The organism is Paracoccus haeundaensis (genome assembly GCF_006239215.1).
Classification (GTDB): Bacteria; Pseudomonadota; Alphaproteobacteria; order Rhodobacterales; family Rhodobacteraceae; genus Paracoccus; species Paracoccus marcusii.
This window is the reverse complement of sequence record NZ_VDDC01000011.1, coordinates 18334-43710: the sequence shown is the minus strand read 5'-3', so window position 1 is coordinate 43710 and position 25377 is coordinate 18334. Positions and strand designations below refer to the sequence as shown.

Here is a 25377-nt window from a genome sequence, read left to right as displayed (position 1 = left end):
TCATTGACCGCCGCGTTGCAGATCGACCATGTCAGCCACAATTTCGGTGCCGTGCAGGCGCTGGACGATGTGTCGCTGACGGTGCCGCGCGGCGGGTTCACCGCCCTTCTGGGGGTGAATGGCGCGGGCAAGACCACGCTGTTCTCGCTTGTGACGCGGCTCTACAACAACCGGTCGGGAATGATCCGCGTGGCGGGGCACGACCTGCGGCGCGAACCGTCGCAGGCGCTGGCCCGTCTGGGCGTGGTCTTTCAAAGCCGCGCGATGGATGCCGACCTGACGATCCGCCAGAACCTGATCTATCACGCCAGCCTGCACGGGATACCCGGCAGGCTGGCGCGGCCATGCATCGACCAGGTGCTGGGCCAGGTCGATCTGGCCGACAAGGCCGACACCCGCGTCACCGCCCTGTCCGGCGGCCAGTCGCGCCGGGCCGAGATCGCGCGCGCCCTGATCCACAGCCCCGACCTGCTGCTGCTGGACGAGGCGACGGTGGGCCTGGACGTGAAGTCGCGGGCCGAGGTATTGGCCCTGACCCGCCGCCTGATCGCCCGCGATGGCGTGTCCGCCTTGTGGGCCACCCATATCATGGACGAGATCGACCCCGCCGACGACCTGGTGATCCTGCATCGCGGCCGGGTGCTGCGCCAGGGTCGCGCCGCCGACATCGCCGGGCCGCACGGGCTGACGCGCGCCTTCCTGGACCTGACCGGAGTCGCGCCATGACCGCACCCACCGACCGCCCCCGCGGCTGGCTGACCGCCTTTCTGGGCATCGCGCGCCGCGAGACGCTGCGCTTCGTCAACCAGCGCGGGCGGTTTCTGGCGGCACTGGTGCGCCCGCTGGTCTGGCTGTTCATCTTTGCCGCCGGGTTCCGCGCCGTGCTGGGTCTGTCGATCACGCCGCCCTATCAGACCTATGTCCTGTACGAGGTCTACGTGACCCCCGGCCTGGTCGCGATGATCCAGCTGTTCAACGGCATGCAGTCATCGCTGTCGATGGTCTACGACCGAGAGACCGGGGCCATGCGCACGCTGCTGGTCAGCCCGTTTCCGCGTTGGTACCTGCTGGGATCCAAGCTGATCGCGGGGGTGATCGTGTCGATCATCCAGGTCTTCACCTTCCTGGCCATCGCGTATTGGTGGGGCATCCGCCCGCCCGTCTGGGGCTATGTCACCGTGATCCCGGCGCTGATCCTGTCGGGGCTGATGCTGGGCGCGATGGGTCTGTTCCTGTCCAGCGCGATCCGCCAGCTGGAGAATTTCGCGGGCGTCATGAACTTCGTGATCTTCCCGATGTTCTTTGCCTCGTCCGCGCTGTACCCGCTGTGGCGGATGCGCGAAAGCAGCCCGCTGCTGCACGACATCTGTGCCGTCAATCCCTTCACCCACGCGGTCGAGCTGATCCGGTTCGCGCTGTACATGCAGGTGAACTGGACCGCCCTGGCGGTGGTCCTAGGATGTTTGGCGGGGTTCTTCGGCGCGGCGGTCTTCATGTATGATCCGCAAAAGGGCCTGTGGGCCCGGCGGAAAGGAGGTCCCGCATGATCCGCATCACCCTGGCCCTGGCGCTGCTGGCCGGTCCCGCCTTCGGCGCGGCGGGGACCGATCCCGACTGGCCCTGCATCCAGCGCAAGCAGCCGCATCTGTCGATGGGCCAGGTCTGGACCGGCCCCATCCCGGACGACGAGACGCTGGCCCTTGCCCGCGATCCCGACATCGCCCGCCTGGCCGAACGCCTGGAACAGCGCCGCCTGCCGATCGAGGAGGCCGAGACGGAGATCGCCGAATTCGGAGCCGAGGCCCCCGACACGCATCTGGTCGCACTGATGCAGGCAATCTTCGACCGGATCGACAGTGACCGCAGCGCGCTGATCGCGGGCATCGCGCGCTATGGCCGGTCGCAGGTGGACCTGTCCGAACGGATCGAGGAACGCCGCGCCCGCATGGCCGAAATGGAGGCCGCCGAGGCCCCCGATTTCGACGCCATCGACGCCGAGGAAAAGGCCCTGGACTGGGATCAGCGTATCTTCACCGAACGCCAGCAGTCGCTGACCTATGTGTGCGAGACGCCGGTGATCCTGGAACAGCGCATCTTCACGCTGGGCCGCGCCATCGCCGGCCAGTTGGACTAGGGCGTGTCGCTGCGCGACAGGCGCAGGATGTCGTCATGGCTGCGGTCCAGCCGGCCCGCCAGCCCGTCGCGCACCGCCTGATCCAGGATGGTCCGGAACAGGGCGGCGTCCGGGCCGTAATCGCCGGCCTTGCGCCGCCACTTGCGCAGCAGCACCGGGACCAGTGGCCAGAACCACGGTCCCGCCGCCACCCGATAGGCCATCAGCGCATTGCGATACATGTAGAACACCTTCCACATCGGCCTCAGCACGACACCACCCTGCGCCTGCAGGGCCGTGGTGTCGTGATCGAACCGCACCTGCGGCGCGAACCCGATGCGCAGTCCGGCACGGCGCATCTGCAGCGTGTACAGCTGGTCGTCGCCATAGATGAACAGGCGCGGGTCGGGTAACCCGGCCCCCTGCAGCGCCGCGCGCGACAGGAACAGGCCGACGAAGCTGCTCATGTCCACCGGCAAGACCGGTGACCCGGTCCGGTAATCACCGTCGCCCAGATGGAACCCGGCACGGCCGCGGCCCAGTGGCATCCGCGCCAGGGTGCGCAGGAAGGCCCCCGGATTCCAGAACGGGTTGCGATACGGGCGGTTCATCTCGCAGATTCGGCCGTCGGGGTGATGCACCGCGGCGCCGATCGCGTCCCATCCCGACAGATCCATCGCCCGAAAGGCGTCGATGGCGCCAGGCGCGGGGCGACCGTCATCGTCCATGACCACGGTCCAGTCGGCCTGCGCCTCGTCTCGCGCAAGCTGCATGCCGACGGAAAACCCGCCCGCCCCGCCCTGGTTCGTGGTGCTGCGATGGACGCGCAGGCGTGGGTCGTCCAGCGCCGAAAGCCAGTCGGCGGTCCCATCGGTCGAGGCATTGTCGACCACGATCACGTGATCGACCGGCTGGTCCAGCAGGCGCGCGACCGTGACGGTCAGCTTGTCCAGCCGGTTGTACGTGACCACCACGGCGGCGATCGAGGGTCGGGTATGGGCCATGGCGTGCCGATCATGTCATCTGCCGGCAGGCTGCGGCCGGGTCCGACCGCGCGATACCACGAAGGGCATTTGTGCAGCAACCGCCACCCATGCTGGTTTTCCGTGCCGGACGGGGCTGACAAGGCGCGTCGATGCCCCTAGACATCGTGCAGGACAACCGCCCGAGGCAAAGATGCAGATCGAAACAACCCCGCTGCCCGGAGTGCTGCTGCTGACGCCGGCCCGTCATGGCGATGCGCGCGGCTTCTTCTCGGAAAGCTGGAATCGCAGGACGCTGGCCGATGCCGGGGTCGTGCTGCCCGAGTTCGTGCAGGACAACCATTCGATGTCCGCGCAGACCGGCACGCTGCGGGGTCTGCATTATCAGTCGCCCCCCTTCGCGCAGGGCAAGCTGGTGCGCTGCGGGCGTGGCCGGCTGTTCGACGTGGCGGTGGACGTGCGCATGGGCAGCCCGACCTATGGCCAATGGTTCGGGACCGAACTGAGCTTCGAGAACGGCCGCCAGCTGTGGATTCCCGCAGGCTTCCTTCACGGCTTCGTCACCCGCGAACCCGATACCGAGATCGTCTACAAGTGCACAGCCCATTATGACCGCGCGTCGGACGGTGCGGTGGCTTGGGACAGCGTCGGCATCGACTGGGACGTCACCGATCCGCTGCTGTCCGACAAGGATCGGGATGCGCAGCCGCTGGCAGAGTTGAAATCGCCCTTCGTCTTTGAGGAGCAGGCATGAAGATCCTGATCACCGGCGGCGCCGGATTCATCGGCTCTGCCGTCGTTCGCCTGGCGATCGCACGTGGGCATCATGTCGTGAACCTGGACGCGCTGACCTATGCCGCGAATCTGGAGAACGTGGCCGAGGCCGCCCGGTCCGACCGCTACGCGTTCGAGCAGGCCGACATCCGCGACCGCGCGGCGCTGGACCGCATCCTGGCGCAGCACCGCCCCGACGCGATCATGCACCTGGCCGCGGAGAGCCATGTGGACCGGTCCATCGACGGCCCTGCGGCCTTCGTGGAGACGAACGTGATCGGCACGTTCAACATGCTGGAGGCCGCCCGCGCCTATTGGACGGCCCAAGGGCGCCCCGACAGCTTTCGCTTTCACCACATCTCGACCGACGAGGTCTTTGGATCCTTGGGCGAGACGGGGCAGTTCACCGAAACTACGCCCTATGACCCGCGCAGCCCCTATTCGGCCAGCAAGGCGGGGTCCGACCATCTGGTCCGCGCGTGGGCCGAAACGTATGGCTTGCCCGTCGTGCTGACGAACTGTTCGAACAATTACGGCCCCTATCATTTCCCAGAAAAGCTGGTGCCTGTGGTGATCCTCAAGGCGCTGTCGGGCCAGCCGATCCCGGTCTATGGCGACGGTGGCAACATCCGCGACTGGCTCTATGTCGAGGATCACGCCGATGCGCTGCTGCTGGTCCTGGAAAAGGGCCAGCTGAACCGCAGCTACAATATCGGCGGAGAGAACGAGGCCACCAACATCGACCTGGTCCGAACCATCTGCGCCCATATGGACGAGCTGCACCCGACGGGCGCGCCGCATGCGGACCTGATCACCTTCGTGACCGACCGTCCGGGCCATGACCGCCGCTATGCGATCGACCCGACCCGCATCCGCACCGAACTGGGCTGGCGCCCGTCCGTGACGGTCGAGGAGGGGCTGCGCCGCACCGTCGAATGGTATCTGGCCAATCGCGACTGGTGGCAGCCGCTGCTGGACCGTGACGGCGTGGGCAAGCGTCTGGGGACGGCCTGATGCAGGGCCTGCTGGTCTTTGGCCGCACCGGCCAAGTCGCGCGGGAACTGGCCACGCTGGCGCCCGATGCGACCTTTGCGGGCCGCGACCGGGCCGATCTGACCGACCCCGCCGCCTGCGCCGCCCTGATCCGCGCGGCGCGTCCGCGTGCGGTCATCAATGCTGCCGCCTACACCGCCGTGGACCGGGCCGAGACGGACCCGGACACCGCCCGCCTGGTCAATGCCGACGCGCCTGCCGCGATTGCGCGGGCCTGCGCGGATCTGGGCATCCCGTTCCTGCACATCTCGACCGATTACGTCTTTGACGGATCGGGCGACCAGCCGCGGGCAGAGGATGCGCCCACCGCACCCCTGGGCGTCTATGGCGCGACCAAGCTGACCGGAGAGCAGGGCGTGGCCGCCGCGGGCGGAGTCTGGGCCGTGATGCGGACCTCCTGGGTGTTCTCCGCCCATGGCGCGAATTTCGTCAAGACGATGCTGCGCCTTGGCGCGGAGCGCGACCGCCTGACCGTAGTGGCCGACCAGATCGGGGGGCCGACGCCTGCCGCCGACATCGCGGCCGCCTGCCTGCGGATGATCCGCGTCATGCGCGACAGGCCCGACACCACGGGCGGGATCTATCACTTCGCGGGCACGCCCGACGCCTCCTGGGCCGAGTTCGCGCGCCAGATCATGGCGCAGGCGGGCTTGGCCGCGCAGGTGGCGGACATCCCGTCATCCGACTATCCGACACCCGCCGCGCGCCCGCTGAATTCGCGGCTGGATTGCGGACGCATCGCGCGGGATTTCGGGATCGCGCGTCCCGACTGGCGGGCCGGGCTGACCCGCGTTCTGGATCAACTGAAGGACAAGGCATGACACAGCGCAAGGGCATCATTCTGGCCGGCGGATCGGGCACCCGGCTGTATCCGATCACCATGGGCGTGTCCAAGCAGCTGCTGCCGCTTTACGACAAGCCGATGATCTTCTATCCGATCAGCGTCCTGATGCTGGCCGGCATCCGCGAGATCGCGATCATCACCACCCCCGAGGATCAGGATCAGTTCCGCCGCCTGCTGGACGACGGCAGCCAGTGGGGAATCAGCTTCACCTACATCGTGCAGCCCAGCCCCGACGGCCTTGCGCAGGCCTATATCCTGGCCGAGGATTTCCTGGCGGGCGCACCGTCCGCGATGGTTCTGGGCGACAACATCTTCTTCGGGCACGGTCTGCCGGAGCTGCTGGCATCCGCAGATGCGCGCGACGGGGGTGGCACGGTCTTCGGCTATCGCGTGTCGGACCCGGAACGCTATGGCGTCGTCGATTTCGACGACCAGATGCGGGCCCGCGCCATCGTCGAAAAGCCCCCCGTGCCGCCGTCGGACTATGCCGTGACGGGGCTCTATTTCCTGGACGGCACCGCGCCGGAACGGGCCCGCGCCGTCCAGCCCTCCGATCGCGGAGAGCTGGAGATCACGACCCTTCTGGAAAGCTATCTGCATGACGGGTCGCTGACCGTCGAACGCATGGGCCGCGGCTTTGCCTGGCTGGACACCGGCACCCATGCCAGCCTGCTGGATGCGGGCAACTTCGTGCGCACGTTGGAGAACCGCCAGGGTCTGCAGACCGGCTGCCCCGAGGAGATCGCCTTCGAGGCCGGCTGGATATCGCCTGACCAGCTGCGCGCGCGTGCGGCAAAGTTTGCCAAGAACGATTATGGGGCCTATCTGCTGCGTCTGATCGACTGACCCTTCCTCCCGACAGACGGATTGACCTCGCCCATGTCCGACCTTGCCTCGCACACGCCCGCAGATCCTGCGCTGGTGGCCCATATGACCGCCGGCATCGCCGAGGCCCGTGCGATCTATGAGCTGCTGTTTCCCACGCAGCAGCTGTTCTTCATCCTGTCGCAGGGCAACAACCCGATCTGGGCCGCCCCCGAGGTGATCGAGGGTCCGCACAATCCGCGTCCCCAGGACCTGGGTGCGGATTATCTGGGCACCCTGACCCGGCCGGGCGCCTATGACGGCGCGCCGCAGGTGACCATCCGCCTGGCCATCCCGCGCCTGCCTCTGCCCGGAGAGATCAAGCAGATCGATGCGCCCTGGAGGCCCATGCGCGGTCTGGGCGCGCTGTTCCGGGCCAGCCCGCTGTGGTACGAACAGGTGCGCTATGGTGCCGAGATGGCCCGCAAGCGCCAGGCCGACCGACGCACGGACCAGACGGCCATGCCCCTGGGCGACGGCTCGGCCCTGTTGCCCCCGCCCGTGGCGCCCGACAGCGACAAGCGTCCCGCCATCCTGATCGGCATGCACTGGCTGGAGATGGGCGGCGCCGAGAAGCTGGGCTTCGACACCATGCGCTGGGCGCTGGCGGCCGGGCTGCGGGTGTTCGTCGTGGCGTCGGTTTCGGCCGTGCAGCGGCTGGCGGACAAGCTGCCCGACCATCCGGACCTGACCTTCATCCGACTGGATCGCTATCTGCCGCACCACCTGTGGCCGCGCTATGTCCAGCGGCTGGCGATGGCGGAAAACATCCGCGCCGTGCACATCCACCATTGCACGCCGCTGTACGAAAGCCTGACCATGCTGCGCATGCACCTGCCGTGGGTGCAGACGATCGACAGCACGCATATCGTCGAATACGCGAATGGCGGCTATCCGCGGATCTCGGGCGTGTGGTCCAACTATCTGGACATGCAGCATGTCATCAGCGGAGAGCTGGTCCGCTATTTCCGCGACCGCTTCCATGCCCCGGCGGGCAAGGTCGTCTTGGGCCGCATGCTGGACCGCAAGAACAACGATGCGCTGCCGCCGCTGCGCCTGCAGGCGGGACAGAAAGCGCTGCATGCCTGCTTCATCGGGCGGCTGTTCTATCAGAAGCGGCCGGTCGTGGTGGTCGAGGCCCTGCGCGCGCTGAATGCCTGGGCCGGGCGCAACGGCATCACGTTGACCGCGACCATCGTCGGCGAAGGTCCCTATGACGGCACGCTGACGCGCCTTCTGCGCAAGCACGGTCTGTCGTCCAAGGTCGACCTGCTGCCCGGCAATACCGACATTCCGGCCCTGCTGGAACGGTCCGACATCCTGCTTCTTCCCTCGAACAACGAGGGTCTGGCGCTGGTCTGCTACGAGGCCGTGGCCCATGGCTGCATCCCCATCTCGACCCGCGTCGGATCCCAGGACGAGGTGCTGCCCGACGGCCTGCTGGTGCCGCTGGCGCCGCGTGCGGCCGTGGCGGGCACCGTGGCCGCAGTCGACGCGATGTGGCGCGATGCAGGCACCCTGGCGCGACACAAGGACGCCCTGCAGGCTGCGTGGACGCGTCTGACCGCCGATCCGACCGCCGAGGAGGTGCTGATGCCCGTCTATCGCCGTCTGGCCCAGGGGGACGCGGCATGAGCGTCCTGAACAAGACGGCTGCGGTCATCGTCACCTTCAACCGCTCGGGCAAGCTGATGGCGGTGCTGGACGCGCTGGCGGCGCAGACCCTGCGCCCCGACATCGTGCTGGTCGTGGACAATGCCTCGACCGACGACACCGCGGCGCTGGTGCAGGCGCGGGCCGACGCCGACCCGACCATCCGCCACCTGCGGCTGCCGGCGAATGTCGGCGGGGCGGGGGGGTTTCATGCCGGGATCAAGGCAGCCTACCAGATGGGCGCGCAGTATTTCTGGGTGTCGGACGACGACGCCTATCCCCGACCGGACGCCCTGCAATCCCTGCATCGGGCCCTGACGGGTTTCCAGGCCGATAACGGCTGGCGCCCCAGCTTTGCCTGTTCGCGGGTCGAGTGGATCGACGGATCGCTGTGCGAGATGAACTGTCCGCGCACGGTATGGGACTGGGCACGCTTCGTGCGGCCGGGCAGTGCCTGGGCGTTGGTGGACAGCGCGTCCTTCGTGTCTGTGATGATCCCGCGTTGGGCCGTCAGCGAACACGGACTGCCGATCGCGGATTACTTCATCTGGTTCGACGATGCCGAATACACCCGCCGCATCGCGCGCAGCTATCCGGGCATCTTCGTGCCCGAAAGCGTCGTGGTCCACGACACGCCCGACAACCGGGGCGTCAACTTCGGCCTGGTCGACGACAAGAGCCTGTGGAAGTTCAAGTACGGAGCCCGCAACGAAACCTCATGGCGCCGGCGCGAGATGGGCCTGATGGGCGTGCTGGCCTATGCCTATGGAGTCCGGGGGCAGATGCGCCGCGGCGACGTGCCCTCATCCCTGCGCCGCCAGATCTATGGCGCGATCATCAAAGGCTTGGGGTTTCGCCCGGCCATTGAGCGCGTTTGACGGACAAGGTGATGCTGACGCGGCATGCGCGTCAGCACTGATTTTTAATGGGTCAACCGAGTGGTCAACACATCTGCAATCTTCTGTTGATCGAACGGTTCTTGCAGCATGTCGAACAGCGGCTTGATTGCATTTGGATCCTGTGAAAATCTTTCATAGGACATCATGATAGAACATTCTTTGTGTCGATCGTAATACTCCGAAAACCTCTGATCCATGTCGCGCACAAGCTTCTCAACATCTTGTAACTTCCAATCTTTCCACCAAGCAGATTTTGCGACATCTTCAATGTTGCGCGTATTGAATATGAAAATCGGATCTTTGAAATGAAAGCGCATAAAGTCGAGTAAGTCGGGAAATCTATCGCCAAGTGCGTTGTATCGGATTTCCTTGAATCCAAAATATTTTGCGTTCCGTGGTGGGGTGATTACGTTGTCGATCATAGAATCGATCATGCCAGCAGCAAATAGCGCAGGACGAATATTTTCTGCGCCAAACCACGGATGATTCGACTTTCGTTCTTCGTTCCCCCAAGTGCCTCGCGTCATTCGCGCCCTCATGGCGGCATTCCAAATTGTTTCAATAACGTTATGGTTCTCACCCCGGATTGTGCAGTCCGGCAGCGTTTGTACAAGACTTTGAAGAAGGGTTGATCCGGTTCGGCCATAGGTGACAATAAAGATATTTCGTTTTAACGCAGGAAACCGCGCATTGAGCCTATGAGTATTGGATATCGTCATCCCTGTATTCCCAGTGTTTGATTGAGAGATCGCAGCGGTTGCCGCATTGCCGCCAGCGTCTGATCTGGCCGCCATCGCTTTTGCTTTTATGCTTGCGAGATCTGATAGAGGAAATTTTGGAAGGGCGGCGTCACATATCTGTTGGGCACATGCAAATTTTTTTCTTTTTATTGCGTGATTTGCCATTACACGATGATATTGAACGGCAGCTTTACGGTTTCGTGCAAGAATCTGAAATTCGCTTTTATCCAGCGACATTTCGATCATTTTCTGGGTTGTTAGCTTTAGCAGTCCCATTTGAGAGAGGAGAGGAGAAACCCCATGACCACCACCAGGAAGGTTGAGGTGCGTTGTTTTCGCCGGGTTACCAAATCGACGTGCGTGCCGCCTATCCGGTCGATCAAGTCCATCATACACTACGTAACAGTGCCTAGCATAAGCAACTCCTTCAGCGGCTTCACTGTAAGGCAGGCTCCAATCCTGGGCCTTCCCTTCGGAATATCGCCACTCCCACGGAACTTTTTTTGCATCTAATGTGCTCTGCGGACTGAACGCAATAACAAGAGAATTAGGCGCAAGAGGTGCAAATGCTGCTGCAGCAAAACCACCCATTGATCCTCCGCTCATGATCACCCTGTCAAATGATGCAAAAAACCCGCCATCTCGGAGCGACTCTAACGCTTCTATTATCTTCGGATCTCTATACCAAATAGCGCGACGAGCTATAACACCAAGGATGGAAAAGCCTTCGCTGCGATAAAACTTGTCTCCCCATGTCGGTCGACCAATATACGGCTCTTGCGCTGGACGTGCGGCGTTGTCGAAACTTACGATTAGAGTTTCATTTCCTGGTTCAAACTGAAGCCTGTGATCGCCAAGCTCCCGAACGAAGGCTTCTTGTGGTCTGGGCGTGCGCTTTGCCTTGCGTTGAAAAAGGTGCCTAAACATTTATAGGGGCTCTGCAGCAAAAGCCGGCATATCAGCGGCGTGGTTTGTGAACTTCTTTGCCGTGTCAAGCGCCTCTCTGATCGTCACGTCCATGTCCAGATAGCGATAGGTGCCGAGGCGGCCCACGAAGGTCACGCCGGGGGTGGCATGGGCCAGGTCGACATACTGCTCCAGCAGGGATTTCTCCTTGACCAGGCGGATCGGGTAATAGGGCGTGTCGCCCGGCTCTGCCGCGCGGGAGTATTCGCGATAGCAGACGGACCCCTGGTGGCTCTCCCAGGGACTGAAATGCTTGTGCTCGGTGATGCGGGTATAGGGCACATCGCGGTCGCCGTAGTTCATAACCGCACAGCCCTGATAGTCGCCGTCATGGCTGAAGCGTTCGAAATCCAGCGTCCGATAGCCAAGGCGGCCAAGGCGATAGTCGAAGTATCCGTCCAGCGGCCCCGACCAGAAGACGTGATCGGCCTCTGCCGCCATCTCGGCGCTGTATTCCGTGCCCAGTTCGACCGTGATCCGCGGATGGTCCAGGATGGCCGCGACCATCGCGGTATAGCCGTTCTGCGGCATCCCCTGGAAACGGTGGAAGAAATAGTTGTCGTCATAGTTGAACCGCACCGGCAGCCGCTTGAGGATCGACGCCGGCAGTTCGGTCGGCGAACAGCCCCACTGCTTTTCGGTGTAGCCCTTGAAGAAGGCCTCGTAGAGTTCCGGGCCCACGAACCGCAGGGCCTGCTCCTCGAAGCTCTGCGGATCTGTGATGGTCGTGTCGGCCTTGGAGTTGATGAAGGCGCGCGCCTCCTCGGGGCGCAGGGTGGTGCCGAAGAACTGGTTGATCGTCAGCAGGTTTACCGGCAGCGAATAGACCCGGCCCTGCGCGGTCGTCTTGACCCGGTTCTGGAACGGCATGAAGCGCGCGAAGCGGTTGACGTAATCCCACACGCCCTCGTCGTCGGTATGGAAGATGTGCGGGCCATAGACATGCATCATGACGCCGGTGTCAGCATCGCGTTCGGTATGGCAGTTGCCGGCGATATGGGGGCGCGCGTCGATGATGCGGCAGTCATGCCCGGCCTCGGCCAGCTCCCGCCCGATCACGGCACCGGACAGTCCCGCACCCACCAGAAGAATTCTCATTGCCCCGCCCCGCCTTTGCGCATGGTCGACAGTCCGTCATGCTTTGGCCGATGCTATAGCGTGCCGGGAAGGGCAGGCCAACAGGCCGCCGCCTAGGCGACGGCTGAAACCTGCTGCTGCTGACAGATCCAGTCCCAGCTGTCGCGCATGCCCTGCTCCAGCGGGATGGTGGGGTTCCATCCGACCGCCTTTCGAATGCGCGCGATGTCCAGGATGATCCTGGGCACGTCGAAGCCGCGGCCGGGTCGATAGAGCGGCGACAGATCCCGCCCGGTGATCTGTGCCGTCAGCTCGACGATGCGCTTGACCGATGCGCCTTCGCCCGAACCGGCATTGAAGCAACCGTTGATCGGCGATTCCAGGGCGATCGCCGACAGCGCCGCAAGGTCGCGGACGTCGATGAAATCGCGAATGACGCTGCCGTCGCCCCATACCTCGATCTGTTCGCCGCGGGCGATCTTCCACAGATAGGTGCCGATGATGCCCTGCAGGCCTGCATGACCCTGGCGCGGGCCATAGGGATTCGAGGCCCGCAAGGCGACGAAATCCAGCCCATGCAGCTTGCGCTCCATGTGCAGATAGTTCTCGATGGCGACCTTGACGATTCCGTAAGAGCTGATCGGCTGCAGGGGGTGGCTTTCGGGCACCTCCTCGCACTGGGGCACGCCATAGACGGTGCCGCCCGACGACAGGAACACCAGCTTGTGAATGTTGCGGGCCCGCATCGCGTGCAGCAGCCGGACGGTCGCGATCAGGTTGCCCTCGATGTCGGCGCACGGGTTCAGGTTGGAGGTCGCGGGCACCGTCGTGCTGGCGCTGTGGATCACTGAATCGACATCGCGCAGAGCAACCTTCAGGACATCCTCGGATGAGAAGCTGCCCTTGACGTATTCCACCCCGGGCAGGGGGGGGCGGAAGGCTTCGGGTTTCATGTCCAGCACGCGGACGTTGTGTCCGCGGGCGACAAGCGCGTCGACGATATGAGATCCGATGAAGCCGCAGCCGCCGATCACTAGGGTTCGGTTCATGAATGATAATCCGTTATTGTCGCGGTATTCCGTCGAAACGCGGGCTGATCGTGACTGACATGCGCGGCGCAACGTGGCCTTGGCACGATCACCCATACCGGAAACATGCTGCATTGCAAACAACTGCAGGGCTGGCCATAAGCCCTGTACGGTCACCGCAATCCGGGTCTTTGGACAGCACCGCGTCGGCGGAACAGGTCACCCCGAGGGAGCAGGCATAGTGTTGATCCTACACGCGAAGGCAAGCCAGCAGGCACAGGCATTGTCTGCCGAGCTTTTGAAAGAAAACGACTTCCTTGTGCTTGCCGGGCCGGTGGGAGCATTCGATGCCACCGCGCTGCACCCCGGGCCGGGTCGGGTCGGCGGGACCGTTCTGCGCTTTACCCACCTGACCCCCCGGCCATCTGCCTTTCAGGTGTTGGCCGACTGCGCCTGCCTCTGTCAGCGGCTTCTTGCCGAACATCTGTGCGCCCTGCGCTATCGTCAACCGCAGGACGAACAGACCGCCTTTTCCGGCGATGCCCCCGTCGCCTGGTCGGCGCAGGCGGACGGAACCGTGACCGCATTCCGCATTGCGCCGATCATCGCCAGCAGTCCGCTGCTGATGTCGCTGTCACGCGATCTCTGTGGCCGGTCGATGTCGGACGACCGGCGCTTTGCCTTTCTTGCCGCCGCCTTTGCAGGAGCCTGAATGCCACAACTGAACGACATCTGGACGGCCATTGCCGGTCGCGCCGGGATCGCGGACCGACGCCCTGATTTTCGCTTCGACCCGGCATTCTACGCCCGCACCTATCCCGAAATCGACGGTGACGATGCCGCGCTGCTGCGCCATTTCGTCGACTGCGGAAAGGCCGAAGGCCGCAACGGCACATATTACAGTCTCCTGCGCCGACAGGCGCCCCATATCGACGGTGCCCTGGACAGGCTGGTCACGGACCCGGGCATTCGCGCGGCGATCGACGCCGGGCATCCCGATGCCCTGCACTTGGCGTTCGAGGCGATCCTGCTGGGCGCTCCGGTCGATGCGGCCATCTCGGACTTTTCGATGTCGGCCTATCTGGAATGGTATCCCGACATCGAGGCGGCGGGGATGAACCCGTTGATGCATTATCTGCGCTTCGGATCGGTCGAGGGTGGGCGCCGCACCCTTGCGGATCTGCGCAAGGGACTGCACCGGGGCCAGCAGGTGTTCCGGCCCGAACTGCCCACCGTCCTGATCTGCGTCCACGAGATGTCGCGCACCGGCGCTCCCGTCGTCGGGCGCGATCTTGTCCGCGAGGCAAGCCGGACCCACAACGTCGCGGTCGCCGCCCTGCGCGGCGGGGACCTGCTGGACCAGTTCCTGCCGCACTGCTGCGGCGCGCTGGTGACCCAGAACCCGCTGCGCGAGATGCCCTACCTGAACGCCGACGTGTTCCGCCGGATCGACCATGCGATCCTGAATTCCGTCGAATGCGCGCCGTTCATCCATCCGCTGGTCGCACAGCAGGTGCCGTTCGCAGCCTATATCCATGAATATTCGGACTATACGTTCCCGTCGTGGAAGTCCCTGTACATGGCGGCCTTTGCGGATCTGCTGATCTTCTCCTCCGAACATGTCCGCGACAGCTGGCAGGGGCGCCTTGCGGATGTCGACTTCGACACCGCGACTGACAGCACCATCATTCCCCAGCATCCGCTGATCGACGGGCAGGTCACCGAACGGCGCCGGGTCGAGGCGCGGCGCAGGATTTCCGCGGCCCTGGGCCGTGATCTGGCGGATGCGCGCATCGTCTGCGGCGCGGGCCACGTCCAGTGGCGCAAGGGCACCGACATCTTCGTGCAGGCGGCGCAGATCTGCGCCGATGCGGACCCCGACACCGTGTTCGTCTGGATCGGCGACGGCCGGAACCACCAGGACATGGGGTTCGGCGTCTGGTTCGACTATCACCTCCGCCAGGTCGGCGCGAACCGGCCGGACGGCAACCTGTTCATGCTGCCGGCGGGGCCGCTGTATCTGGACGTGATGGACGCCGCGGATTCGATGTTCCTGTCCTCGCGGCTGGACCCGCTGCCGAACGTGGTCTTCGACGCGGTGCGGCGCGGCCAGACGATGGTCTGCTTCGACGGAGCCACGGGCTTTGCCGACGACCGGTATCGCGGATCCGACCGGATCACGCGCACCCCCTATGCCGACCCGGCCGCCGCGGTCCGGGCCCTGCTGGCGCTGCCCCGCAAGACGGGAACGCCGGACCAGGACCAGCCCGCCGCCGATGACGATGGGCCGCGACTGTTCCACCGCATGCGCAGCGCCCTGCACGACCGCCTGGTGCAGCAGCGCAACTTCGTCCTCGGCGAAAGCCGGATCGACATCCCGCTGCTGTTCACCAAGTCCGAGGCCGACCGCCCCCTGCGCCGGCAGGAACGCGAGAAGCTGTTCCGCTATGGCCGCCGGTTGCTGTGGCGCGACGTGGACGACGCGCGCACGACCGTCGCCGCATCCGACAACTGGGTGCACCGCCGCCTGCGCCTGGAGGAGTATCGGGCCATCGCGCCGGACGATGCTGGGGTGGCGGACTTTGCCATCCACGTCCATGCGTTCTACATCGACGATCTGGATGACGACCTGCGCGATCAGGCGGCCTTCGCACGGGCCTCGCGCATCGTCGTGACCACCGATACCGAGGCCAAGGCCGACCGGATCCGCCAGATGGGTGCCGACCGCGGCCTGACCATCCAGACGCAGCTGGTGCCCAACCAGGGCCGGGACATCCTGCCCTTCCTGCGGCTGTTCGGGCGCGACGGCCTGGCGGGCGACGATCGCATCTGGTGCCACCTGCATCAGAAGAAGTCGGTCCAGACGACCTCGCACGGCGATGTCTGGCGGCGTTTCCTGCATCGCATCCTGCTGGGCGACCAGGACATGCTGTCCTGGGCCGTCCGTCGGATCGCGGACCCCGACGTGGGCCTGGTCGCGCCGTTCGAGCCGCATTTCGTGCCCTGGGACGATTCGCGGCGTCTGCTGGCGGGCATCGCGGACCGCTTTCCGGGCCCGATGCCGCAGAACCCGCTGCTGTTCCCGGTGGGCAACATGTTCTGGACCAAAGCCGATGTCGCCCGTCAGATGCTGGACCTGTTCGGAGAGGACCACCCCTGGCCCAATGAACCGATCCCGACCGACGGCACCGAGTACCACCTGATCGAGCGCCTGTGGCCCGCCATCGCCGCGCGAATGGGGCTGGATTCGGTGTTTCTGCACAAGGATGATGAGGAGCGGGTCTGAGCAATGCGTCCCTGAGCCAGTGTCCTGCAATCCTGCGACACGTCATTTTTGGACGGAGTCCTGCTAAATGGAGGTATTATGATTGAAGTTATTTTTCACATTGGCATGGGCAAGACAGGCACGACGTCATTGCAGCATGTACTGCGGTCCAGTCACGACGTCCTTCAGTCGGCAGGGATCCGATATTTGGGGATGTGGCAGGAATTAATCTCTGAAAAGTATTGTGATTATGTCGGGTTTCAGGGGTTCCGACAATTGCCTGTTGATCAACAGCCTGCTGCCGCAGAGCGGCTGGTGCATCAACTGACCCGCTTGGCGTCACAGGATGGCATTGATCGGTTTCTGTTTTCCAACGAGCAGTACTTTGAGAACATCGACCATCTTCACCCATTTTTCGAACGGCTACGGCAGTTCGTCACGGTGCGGTTTTTTCTTTGGGTCAGACCCGCCGATGCATGGTTGCCCTCGGCTTGTGCGCAATGGGGTATCTTGCACAAGACGAATGTCGGTCCCGTTCAACCGTTCGTCGACCAGGCGGACCGCCTGATCCTGCAGTATCGTCATGTTGTGACGTGGAAACGGCTGTTCGGCGACAGTGTGGTGATCCGCCCGTTCATCAAGGGTGTGGACCCAGTCGCCGACTTTGCAGAACAGCTTGGCCTTCCCCTTCCGGTTTCGCAGGATCGTCGGCAGATGCGGCCTGATGCAGCGGACCTGATACTGCGAGCGGCTTTCAACACGCAGTTTGACGGAATGGTGTTACCGGACGTTTTCAACGCGGCAATAGGCAGGTATCGGCCGTTGACCACGGCACAAGGTCTCCAGGCCAAGGCAGACCTTCTTTTGGGACGCAGCAGCATGCCGCAAGTCGTCGAGAAGCATCGCGATCTTCTTGGTCGGGCTTCAGAAGCAGCAGGCTTCGACGTTGCAGGAACGGATATTGCGCGGGACGATCTCCCTTCGCGTGACGAACTGGTAGACAGCCTTTTGGGACGCGCTGTCGAAATCATCGCCGGGCAAGCTCGGGAATTGGCAGAGATGCGTGACCGCATAAGCGTTTTGGAGAGGCGTTTGGAACACTAGGGTACGATGTTTTCCTTGAACGCCTTGCAGGCATTTGCGATGGGCAGGAGACCGTCACGCAGACAGTCGGTCCCTGCCCGCCAGGCAGACCGACCCCCTTTGGGAGGAGGGGCGCGCTGCCTCTGACCCCGACCGGAGACGCATCAGATGACCTCGACCAGCCCGCAGACCGACCTGACCGTGCCGCCGGTCAGAACCGCCCTGATCGTGCTGGGCATGCACAGGTCGGGAACCTCGGCGTTGGCGGGTGTGCTGGGGCATCTGGGTGCGGCGCTGCCGCAGGACCTGATGGCGCCCTCGGACATGAACGCCAAGGGGTTCTTCGAATCGAACCGCATCACCGGGCTGAACGACCGTCTGCTGGCGCAGGCTGGCGTCACCTGGTGGGACCCGCGCCGCTTTCCCGCCGCGTGGTTCGACACCCCCGAGGCGGCCACCCTGCTGGACGAGGCCGTCGAGGTGCTGCGGGCGGATTACGGCGATGCGGCGCTGTTCGTCATGAAGGACCCGCGGATCTGCCGCCTGCTGCCCTTCTGGATCGCCGCGCTGGACCGCTTCGGCGCGCAGGTCCGGATCGTGCACACGCACCGTGCCGCGTGGGACGTCGCCGCGTCGCTGGCCCGGTGGGCGGAGTACGAGCCCGAGTTCGGGCTGGTGCTGTGGTCGCGCCACGTCCTGGACGCCGAGGCCGACAGCCGCGCACTGCCGCGCTGCTTCACCAGCTTCGAGGCGCTGATGGACGACTGGCGCGCCGTGGCCCGCCATATCGCCGACGCGCTGGACCTGGACTGGCCGCGGGGCCCGGATCAGGCCGGCGTCGCGGTGGACGATTTCCTCAGCCGTGACCTGCAGCATTTCCGCGGCGCATCGGCGACCGGTCCCGACGGCCAGCCCCTGCCTCCGGTGGCGGCAGAGTTGCAGCAGGTTCTGGGCGCATGGGTCGATGAGGGAGAATCGTCGCAGGATCACGATCGCCTTGACCGCCTGCGGTCGGCGCTGGATGCCAGCGGGCCGCTGTTCGACGGATTGGCCCTGCGGACCGTGCATCGTGCCCGTCAGGTGGCACATCTGTCGGGCCGGGTCGAAAGCCTGACGGCGGACCTGACCCAGGCGCGCCGGGACCTGAGCCGTGCCGGGCAGGAGGCCGACCGCCGTGACGCCCAGATCGCCGAACAGGCAGAGCGTCTGGAGGTCATGGAGCGGCGCCAACACGTCGCGTCGGTCCAGTTGCGACAGCTGACCGAACAGCGCGAACGCGAGATGCAGGAGCGCCTGCGGCTGGCCATCGCACTGGACGACCCGAACGCCATGGCGGACCGGCTGGACGACCTTGCCGAACGCGTGGAACGTGTCACCGCCGAACGCCGCAGGGAGCGCGACCGCCTGAACGCCGAAGCCGAGGCCATGGCCGCCGAAGGCGCGCGGCTGCGCGAGGACCTGGCCACGGCCCGTGCCGAACGCGATGCCGCGCAGCGCTGGGGTGCGACCCGCGAGGCGGAGCTGCTGGCCAGCACCTCGTGGCGCGTGACGGCACCGCTGCGGGCGGTGTCGCGTGTGGCGCGGCGGCTGCGGCCCTAGTCGCGCTGCCAGGGGCGCAGCTCGGCCTCCATCCAGGTGCCGTGGGCGGCGTTGGGAAAGACGATCCAGTCCTGGCCGAAGCGGTCGGCGTGGTCTTCGGTCAGGCGGTGCTGATCCTCCAGCGCGGCCCCGGCGAAGGCCCCATGGAAATCGTGCAGCGTGTCGCCCAGCTGCAGCACGATGCGGTGCCCGTCCTCGACCTGCGCGCGGCGGGCGGCCTTGGGCGGACCGAAGAGCAGGACCTGTTCGGCGCGGACCTGGGGCAGGCCGAGACGCGACAGAGTCGCGATGGTGGCCAGCTTGTTCTCCTCGAACCGGTCCGAGACGTAGAAGATCGTGACGCCCAGGCTGTCGGCCAGCGCAAAGAACTCGGCCGCGCCGGGGATCAGGTGGGGATTGCCCTCGCGCTCCCACAACAGCCAAGTGTCGATGTTCTGGAACATCCCCTCGTTGTGCATCGCGGCCGCCATGACGGCGCTGTTGTCCAGGATCGTCTCGTCGATGTCGCTGAGGACCGCCAGCCCGGCGCCGCCGCCTGCCTGGTCAACGGCGGCACGCAGGCGCAGGGTCGCCAGCGCATAGCATTGCCGCTGCAGGGCGCGCACCTCGGCCGAGGCCTGCTGATAGCGGACGGCGATGGCGTGGTCGTGAGGCGTGCGGGTGGGCTGCATGATCTGTCCTTTGGTCGCGCGCAGCATAGCTATGCCGCGCGCGCCGCCGGGTCAAATGACGGTCCGGTGGTCTGCGCCGCGTGGTCAGATGGCGGGCGCGGGGATGCGATAGGGCGCCTCGCGGACGGGCAGGTGGATCAGGGCGCTGAAGGCCCCGATGCCCACGCCGATCCACCAGACCAGGAAATAGTCGCCCGACGCGTCGTACAGCTTGCCCCCCAGCCAGACCCCCATGAACGATCCCAGCTGGTGAGACAGGAACACGAACCCGTAGAGCGTCCCCATGTAGCGCAGCCCATAGATATAGGCGACCAGACCCGAGGTCAGCGGCACCGTGGCCAGCCACAGCCCCCCCATGACCAGCGAGAACACGACCACCGTGGCAGGCGTCATCGGCGTCAGGATGAAGGCCGCGGCGGCGATGGTGCGCAGCGTATAGATGCCCGCCAGCAGGTATTTCTTGGTATAGCGCTTGCCCAGATATCCCGCCAGGATCGCCCCGCCGATATTCGCCAGCCCGATCAGCGAGATGGCGATCGCCCCAAGCGCCGACGTGGTGGTGATGCCCAGGCCCGCCAGCATGCCGGCAGGGTCGATGGGGCCGCACATCTCGGTGATCATCGCGGGGAAATGCGCGGTGATGAAGCCCAGCTGATAGCCGCAGGAGAAGAACCCCGCAAAGATCATCATGAAGGACGGGTCGCGGAACGCGCGCCGCAGCACGGTGCCCATGCTGTCCTCCAGCTGCGACGGGGTCGCGGGCCTGCCGTCCCCCAGCATCGGAAGGAACAGCATCGTCGACAGGACGATCACGCCGAAGATGATGAAGACCGACTGCCACGGATAGAAGGCCAGCAGCCCTTCGGCCAGGGGCGCGCCGAAGACCTGTCCCGCCGATCCGGCGGCGGTGGCGATGCCCAGGGCCAGGCTGCGGTTGTCGTCGCTGGCGGCCCGGCCGACCACGGCCAGGATCACCCCGAACCCGGTGCCCGCGATGCCAAAGCCCACGATGATCTCGAGCAGCTGGATGCTGGCAGGGGTCGTGGCAAAAGCGGTCAGGATCAGGCCGGAGCTGTAGAGGATCGCGCCGACGATGATCGCCCACCGGTCGCCCCAGCGTTCCGCCATCGCGCCAAAGATCGGCTGGCCGATGCCCCAGGCCAGGTTCTGGATCGCGATGGCCAGCGAGAACTCGGCCCGCGGCCAGCCGAAATCCTGTGCGATGGGAATCTGGAACACGCCAAAGCTGGCGCGCAGTGCAAAGTTGATCAGCAGGATCAGCGATCCGCCGATCAGCACGGGTGTCAGGATGCGGGAATGGGGCATGGCTGCGGCCTTGGATGGGGTCAACCGCAGCGTTGCCCCCGGCATGGGGGCGCGTCAATCACGCAATTGTCAGGATGCAATCGCCGCCGGTCAGCGGCGCTGAACCTCGGACTGGATCGAGAAGCGCGAGGCGGGGATCGTTCCGCCCTTAGACATCTCTCCTAGGATCACGGTCGTCTTCTGGCCGGTATCGTCTGTCACGACCCACTGGCGCAGCTCGGTCGGCGCGGTGAACACCATCTGGATGGTACCGTTCTGCGGCCGCTGCGGATCCTGCGCGGTGACGACGGTGCCGTTGTTCTGTTCGCTGTGTCCGGTGACCATGCCCTGGCGGCCCAGGTTCACGTTGGCGTCCAGGATGATCGACAGCGGCGTCTGGGACAGGGGATACTGCTGCGGGCCGCCGTTCGACTTGCCGTCGAAGATCGCCACGTTGCCGCCGGATGCCAGAACCAGCGTCGGGTCGTTGTCGTATTCGAACCGCACCCGGCCGGGACGCTGGATATAGACGGTCCCCGTCGATACCGTGCCATCCGGGTTGATCTGCGTGAACTCGGACGTGACCGTGGTCAGGCTGTTGAGATAGCGCGAGATCTCGGACAGCGGGATGCGTTCGGCCAAGGCCGGAAAGGCCATGGCGACAAGAAGGGCGGGCGCAAGGGCGAGGGTGCGTATGTTCATGGTCCCGATCATATCCTTTCGCTGTTGCGATGCACATCACGTCTGGCGGATGAACGCGCAGCCAACCATCGCGCGTCCGTGACGGTTCCCCATCATTTGTTTCATGCCCGACGCCTTGCGAAGAACGCATGGGGAACATATCTTTCCCGGCATGGCACAGCGCACCTTGCAGGACAAGCTGGCGATCCTGTCGGACGCCGCGAAATACGACGCCTCCTGTGCGTCCAGCGGAACGACGCGACGCGATTCGCGGTCGGGGGGCATCGGCTCGGCCGGGGGCACGGGGATCTGTCATGCCTATACGCCGGACGGGCGCTGCATCAGCCTGCTGAAGATCCTCATGACGAATTTCTGCATCTATGATTGCGCCTATTGCATCAACCGCGTCAGCAGCAATGTCGAACGCGCCCGGTTCTCTCCGGAGGAGGTGGTCCGGCTGACGCTGGAATTCTATCGCCGCAACATGATCGAGGGGCTGTTCCTGTCGTCGGGCATCATCCGCAGCCCGGACCAGACGATGGGCGACATGGTCCGCATCGCGCGGATGCTGCGGATCGAACACGGGTTCAAGGGATACATCCACCTCAAGACGATCCCCGATGCCTCGCCCGACCTGGTGGCGCAGGCGGGGCTGTTCGCGGACCGCCTGTCGGTGAATGTCGAACTGCCCCAGGATGCCAGCCTGCGCCACCTTGCCCCAGAAAAGCGCCCCGAGACGATCCGCGCCACCATGGCCGACGTGCGCCTTGGCCGCGAGGCCGCCAAGGACCGCAGCCATACCGGCAAGCGCCCTCCGCGCTTCGCCCCCGCCGGGCAGTCCACGCAGATGATCGTCGGCGCGGATCAGGCCACCGACGTCGACATCCTGAACACGTCGGCCAATCTCTATTCGGGGTATCAGCTGAAGCGTGTCTATTACTCGGCCTTCAGCCCGATCCCCGACGCGTCCGCCATGCTGCCGCTGATCAAGCCGCCCCTGATGCGCGAACATCGCCTGTATCAGGCCGACTGGCTGATGCGCTTTTACGGCTTTGACGCGACAGAGATCGGGTCGGCGCATCCGTCCGGCAACCTGGACCTGGCGATCGACCCCAAGCTGGCCTGGGCGCTGGCCAACCGGGCGCAGTTCCCCGTCGATGTCGCCCGCGCCCCGCGCGAGATGCTGCTGCGCGTGCCGGGCTTCGGCACCAAGACCGTGGGCCGCATCCTGACCGCGCGTCGGAACGGCGTGCTACGATACGCGGACCTGCTGCGCATGGGCGCGATCATGTCCAAGGCCCAGCCCTTCGTCACGCTGCCCGACTGGACGCCGGGCGCACTGACCGACAGCGCCGGCCTGCGGGCGCGCTTTGCGCCGCCGCCTGAACAGCTGTCCCTGTTCGGATGATCCGGGTCCCGCTGCCGCGGTTCGGACGCTTTGACGCCTGGCGTCAGACCGCCCGCGATCTGGCCAGCGCACGCGTCCCGATGGAGGACGTGACCTGGGCCGACCCCGACACGCCTCCCGACCTGTTCGGCGCCGACCCGGCCCCGCCGCCGGGCGATCATCCGGTGATCGCCACGCAGGAGTTCCTGCAGCTGGCCCGTCAGGTCGCCAGCCATTCGGACCCGGAACGCTGGTCGCTGCTGTACGGAGCATTGATGCGGGCGCAGGGCGACCGACGCTTTCTGTCCAATCCCGCCGATCCAATGATGGACCGCCTGTCGCGCACGGCGAAATCGGTGCGCCGCGACATCCACAAGATGCACGCCTTTGTCCGGTTTCACGAACTGCCCTCGGACGGGCCGCGCCGGGCCTTCGGTGCGTGGTTCGAACCCGAACACCCCATCCTGGAGGCCGGGACGCCGTTCTTTGCCAAGCGGTTCGCCGACATGGACTGGCTGATCGCCACGCCCGAAGGCACCGCCCGGTTCGACGGCGGCACCATCGTCTATGACGACCCGGCCCCGCGCCCCGATCTGCCCGACGATGCCAGCCATGACCTGTGGCAGACCTATTTCGCCAACATCTTCAACCCCGCGCGCATCAAGACCAATGCAATGCGGTCCGAGATGCCCAAGAAGTACTGGAAGAACCTGCCCGAAACCCGGCTGATCCCCGACATGCTGGCCGATGCGCCACGCCGTGTTCAGGCCATGCGCGACGCGGGGGCGACCGATGCGCCGGCCTTTGCGCCCAAGATCACCGCCCGCCTGCGCCAGCAGCCCGACGACAGCATCCCCGACACGCTGGAGCAGGCCGCGTCCCAGGCCGCCCGCTGCACCCGGTGCGAGCTGTGTCATGCGGCCACCCAGACCGTCTGGGGGCAGGGCGATCCTGCCGCCCGCCTGATGCTGGTGGGCGAGGCGCCGGGCGATCAGGAGGATCTGGCGGGCCTGCCCTTCGTCGGCCCCGCGGGCCAACTGTTGCACCGCACCATGGCCGAGGCCGGGCTGGCCCACGACCGTGCGTGGATGACCAATGCGGTCAAGCATTTCCGTTTCACCCCGCGCGGCAAGCGCCGCCTGCACCAGACGCCCGACCGCGACCATGTCGATCAGTGCCGCTGGTGGCTGGACCTGGAACGCCGCATGGTCGCGCCGCGCCTGACCGTGGCCCTGGGGGCGACGGCGGCCTTCGCGCTGACCGGCAATCGCAAGCCGCTGACGCCGCGCCGCGGTCTGGTCGAACCGGCGCGCGACGGCGGCCCCGTCCTGATCACCTGGCATCCCAGCCTGATCCTGCGCCTGCCGCCCGACCGCGCCCCCGCGGCCTTGGCCGAACTGCGCGCCGATCTGGCGCAGGCCGTGCAGATGGTGGCCTGAGGCGTCAGCCGAAGACCGACCAGCCGGTGAATTCGGCCAGCCGTTCGGCGGCCAGTGTGCCCATCTGCGAATTGCCCCATCCGTCCAGCCCCGGCGACCAGATCGCGATCGACGCCTTGCCCGGCGCGATGACCAGCAGCCCACCCCCCACGCCGGATTTGGCGGGCATGCCCACGCGGAAGGCGAAATTGCCCGACCCGTCATATTGCCCGCAGGTCATCATCAGCGCATTGATACGCCGCTGTTTCACCGGGGCCAGAAGGGGCGGCGCGCAGTCCAGCCCGGCGATCACCCGGCCCGCGCGGGCCAGCTGGATGCAGGACATCTCGATCGCGCATTGGTGGACATAGGTGCCGATGACATGGTCCGGCGGATTGCGCAGATTGCCAAAGCTGCGCAGGTAATGCGCCAGGGCCGCGTTACGATAGCCGGTCCGCGCCTCGGACCGGGCGACGGCCTTGTCGATGTGGATGTCGTCATCCTCGGCCGCCGCGCGCACGAAGCCCAGGATCTCGGCCAGGGTCTGCTGGGGGCTGCGTCCGGTCAGCAGCTGGTCGGTGACCACGATGGCGCCCGCGTTGATGAACGGGTTCCGGGGCCGGCCCTTCTCCTGTTCCAAGAGCAGGATCGAATCGAACCGGTCGCCCGACGGCTCGCGCCCCACGCGCAGCCACAACTGTTCGCCGATGCGGCCCAGCACGCAGGCCAGCGCGAACACCTTGCTGACCGACTGTATGGAAAATCCCCGATCCGCCTGCCCGGCGGTCAGCACCTGCCCGTCGGCCAGGGCCACGGCGATGCCGAACTGATCGGGGGCGACACCGGCCAGTTCGGGGATGTAGTCGGCGACCTTGCCCCAATCGGCGGCCTTGCGGATGTCGCGGTCCAGGTCCTGCAGAAAGCGTTCAAGCGTCATGGCGTCCCCCGATGCTGCGCAGAGCCTATGGCGCGAA

The 25377-nt window shown here is 65.5% G+C and carries 23 protein-coding genes; 15 read left to right on the top strand and 8 right to left on the bottom strand.

Features of this window, described 5'->3' with window-relative positions; translation table 11 throughout:
- Positions 1–3 precede the first annotated feature (3 nt).
- The 3 genes from FHD67_RS06740 to FHD67_RS06730 are packed head-to-tail and all read left to right on the top strand — an operon-like array spanning position 4 to position 2134.
- Positions 4–726 (top strand): ABC transporter ATP-binding protein, encoded by a 723-nt coding sequence (locus FHD67_RS06740; RefSeq protein WP_139598261.1) that lies wholly within the window; start codon positions 4–6, stop codon positions 724–726.
- Positions 723–1547, top strand: a complete 825-nt coding sequence (locus FHD67_RS06735) for an ABC transporter permease (protein WP_045981879.1) — start codon at positions 723–725, stop codon at positions 1545–1547. Before FHD67_RS06740 ends, FHD67_RS06735 begins: the two co-directional genes overlap by 4 nt.
- Positions 1544–2134 (top strand): hypothetical protein, encoded by a 591-nt coding sequence (locus FHD67_RS06730; protein WP_045981878.1) that lies wholly within the window; start codon positions 1544–1546, stop codon positions 2132–2134. Before FHD67_RS06735 ends, FHD67_RS06730 begins: the two co-directional genes overlap by 4 nt.
- Here the strand turns inward: FHD67_RS06730 and FHD67_RS06725 are convergent.
- A complete protein-coding gene (locus tag FHD67_RS06725) occupies positions 2131–3117 on the bottom strand; it encodes a glycosyltransferase (RefSeq protein ID WP_139598260.1) in 987 nt (328 codons plus the stop codon). The two genes, FHD67_RS06730 and FHD67_RS06725, sit on opposite strands and share 4 nt — an antisense overlap.
- 172 nt (positions 3118–3289) lie before the next feature.
- On the opposite strand from FHD67_RS06725, the gene rfbC reads away from it, so the two are divergent.
- The 6 genes from rfbC to FHD67_RS06695 are packed head-to-tail and all read left to right on the top strand — an operon-like array spanning position 3290 to position 9162.
- Positions 3290–3850: a dTDP-4-dehydrorhamnose 3,5-epimerase gene (rfbC, locus tag FHD67_RS06720; protein ID WP_046000546.1), complete on the top strand. Its 561-nt coding sequence runs from the start codon at positions 3290–3292 to the stop codon at positions 3848–3850.
- Positions 3847–4884, top strand: a complete 1038-nt coding sequence (rfbB, locus tag FHD67_RS06715) for a dTDP-glucose 4,6-dehydratase (RefSeq protein WP_046000547.1) — start codon at positions 3847–3849, stop codon at positions 4882–4884. The genes rfbC and rfbB overlap by 4 nt, the downstream gene beginning before the upstream one ends.
- Entirely contained in the window at positions 4884–5744 is an 861-nt protein-coding gene (rfbD, locus tag FHD67_RS06710) for a dTDP-4-dehydrorhamnose reductase (RefSeq protein ID WP_046000548.1), read from the top strand. Before rfbB ends, rfbD begins: the two co-directional genes overlap by 1 nt.
- Positions 5741–6613, top strand: a complete 873-nt coding sequence (gene rfbA, locus FHD67_RS06705) for a glucose-1-phosphate thymidylyltransferase RfbA (protein ID WP_046000549.1) — start codon at positions 5741–5743, stop codon at positions 6611–6613. Before rfbD ends, rfbA begins: the two co-directional genes overlap by 4 nt.
- Before the next feature lie 33 nt (positions 6614–6646).
- Positions 6647–8266, top strand: coding sequence for a glycosyltransferase (locus FHD67_RS06700; protein ID WP_139598259.1), 1620 nt, complete (start codon positions 6647–6649; stop codon positions 8264–8266).
- Positions 8263–9162, top strand: coding sequence for a glycosyltransferase family 2 protein (locus FHD67_RS06695; protein WP_139598258.1), 900 nt, complete (start codon positions 8263–8265; stop codon positions 9160–9162). The genes FHD67_RS06700 and FHD67_RS06695 overlap by 4 nt, the downstream gene beginning before the upstream one ends.
- Positions 9163–9206: 44 nt before the next feature.
- On the opposite strand, the gene FHD67_RS06690 is transcribed toward FHD67_RS06695, so the two are convergent.
- The 3 genes from FHD67_RS06690 to FHD67_RS06680 all read right to left on the bottom strand — a co-directional run bounded on the left by FHD67_RS06690 (position 9207) and on the right by FHD67_RS06680 (position 13015).
- A complete protein-coding gene (locus tag FHD67_RS06690) occupies positions 9207–10850 on the bottom strand; it encodes a sulfotransferase (protein ID WP_139598257.1) in 1644 nt (547 codons plus the stop codon).
- Positions 10851–11987 (bottom strand): UDP-galactopyranose mutase, encoded by a 1137-nt coding sequence (gene glf, locus FHD67_RS06685; protein ID WP_139598256.1) that lies wholly within the window; start codon positions 11985–11987, stop codon positions 10851–10853.
- 92 nt (positions 11988–12079) lie between these two features.
- Entirely contained in the window at positions 12080–13015 is a 936-nt protein-coding gene (locus FHD67_RS06680) for an NAD-dependent epimerase/dehydratase family protein (protein ID WP_139598255.1), read from the bottom strand.
- 262 nt (positions 13016–13277) lie between these two features.
- Between FHD67_RS06680 and FHD67_RS06675 the strand changes: the two genes are divergently transcribed.
- The 4 genes from FHD67_RS06675 to FHD67_RS06660 all read left to right on the top strand — a co-directional run bounded on the left by FHD67_RS06675 (position 13278) and on the right by FHD67_RS06660 (position 18941).
- Positions 13278–13706, top strand: a complete 429-nt coding sequence (locus FHD67_RS06675; RefSeq protein WP_139598254.1) for a hypothetical protein — start codon at positions 13278–13280, stop codon at positions 13704–13706.
- Positions 13707–16280 (top strand): rhamnan synthesis F family protein, encoded by a 2574-nt coding sequence (locus FHD67_RS06670; protein WP_139598253.1) that lies wholly within the window; start codon positions 13707–13709, stop codon positions 16278–16280.
- Between the two features lie 78 nt (positions 16281–16358).
- Positions 16359–17363 (top strand): hypothetical protein, encoded by a 1005-nt coding sequence (locus FHD67_RS06665; RefSeq protein ID WP_139598252.1) that lies wholly within the window; start codon positions 16359–16361, stop codon positions 17361–17363.
- A 147-nt stretch (positions 17364–17510) separates the two neighbouring features.
- Positions 17511–18941 (top strand): sulfotransferase family protein, encoded by a 1431-nt coding sequence (locus FHD67_RS06660; RefSeq protein ID WP_139598251.1) that lies wholly within the window; start codon positions 17511–17513, stop codon positions 18939–18941.
- Here FHD67_RS06660 and FHD67_RS06655 read toward each other — a convergent pair.
- The 3 genes from FHD67_RS06655 to FHD67_RS06645 form a co-directional block, all read right to left on the bottom strand.
- Complete coding sequence (locus FHD67_RS06655; RefSeq protein ID WP_176695071.1) at positions 18938–19612, bottom strand: 5'-nucleotidase, lipoprotein e(P4) family; 675 nt, start codon at positions 19610–19612, stop codon at positions 18938–18940. The two genes, FHD67_RS06660 and FHD67_RS06655, sit on opposite strands and share 4 nt — an antisense overlap.
- 84 nt (positions 19613–19696) lie before the next feature.
- Positions 19697–20938 (bottom strand): MFS transporter, encoded by a 1242-nt coding sequence (locus FHD67_RS06650; RefSeq protein WP_127897557.1) that lies wholly within the window; start codon positions 20936–20938, stop codon positions 19697–19699.
- A 90-nt stretch (positions 20939–21028) separates the two neighbouring features.
- A complete protein-coding gene (locus FHD67_RS06645; protein ID WP_045982343.1) occupies positions 21029–21619 on the bottom strand; it encodes a LolA family protein in 591 nt (196 codons plus the stop codon).
- 151 nt (positions 21620–21770) lie between these two features.
- Here FHD67_RS06645 and FHD67_RS06640 point away from each other — a divergent pair, with 151 nt between their 5' ends.
- Both FHD67_RS06640 and FHD67_RS06635 read left to right on the top strand, forming a co-directional pair.
- Positions 21771–23006 carry a putative DNA modification/repair radical SAM protein gene (locus FHD67_RS06640; RefSeq protein WP_045982288.1) on the top strand — a complete coding sequence of 412 codons (1236 nt, stop codon included), beginning with the start codon at positions 21771–21773 and terminating at the stop codon, positions 23004–23006.
- A complete protein-coding gene (locus tag FHD67_RS06635) occupies positions 23003–24424 on the top strand; it encodes a UdgX family uracil-DNA binding protein (RefSeq protein ID WP_139598249.1) in 1422 nt (473 codons plus the stop codon). Before FHD67_RS06640 ends, FHD67_RS06635 begins: the two co-directional genes overlap by 4 nt.
- Positions 24425–24428: 4 nt before the next feature.
- On the opposite strand, the gene FHD67_RS06630 is transcribed toward FHD67_RS06635, so the two are convergent.
- Positions 24429–25340, bottom strand: a complete 912-nt coding sequence (locus tag FHD67_RS06630; RefSeq protein ID WP_045982290.1) for a glutaminase — start codon at positions 25338–25340, stop codon at positions 24429–24431.
- Positions 25341–25377 lie beyond the last annotated feature (37 nt).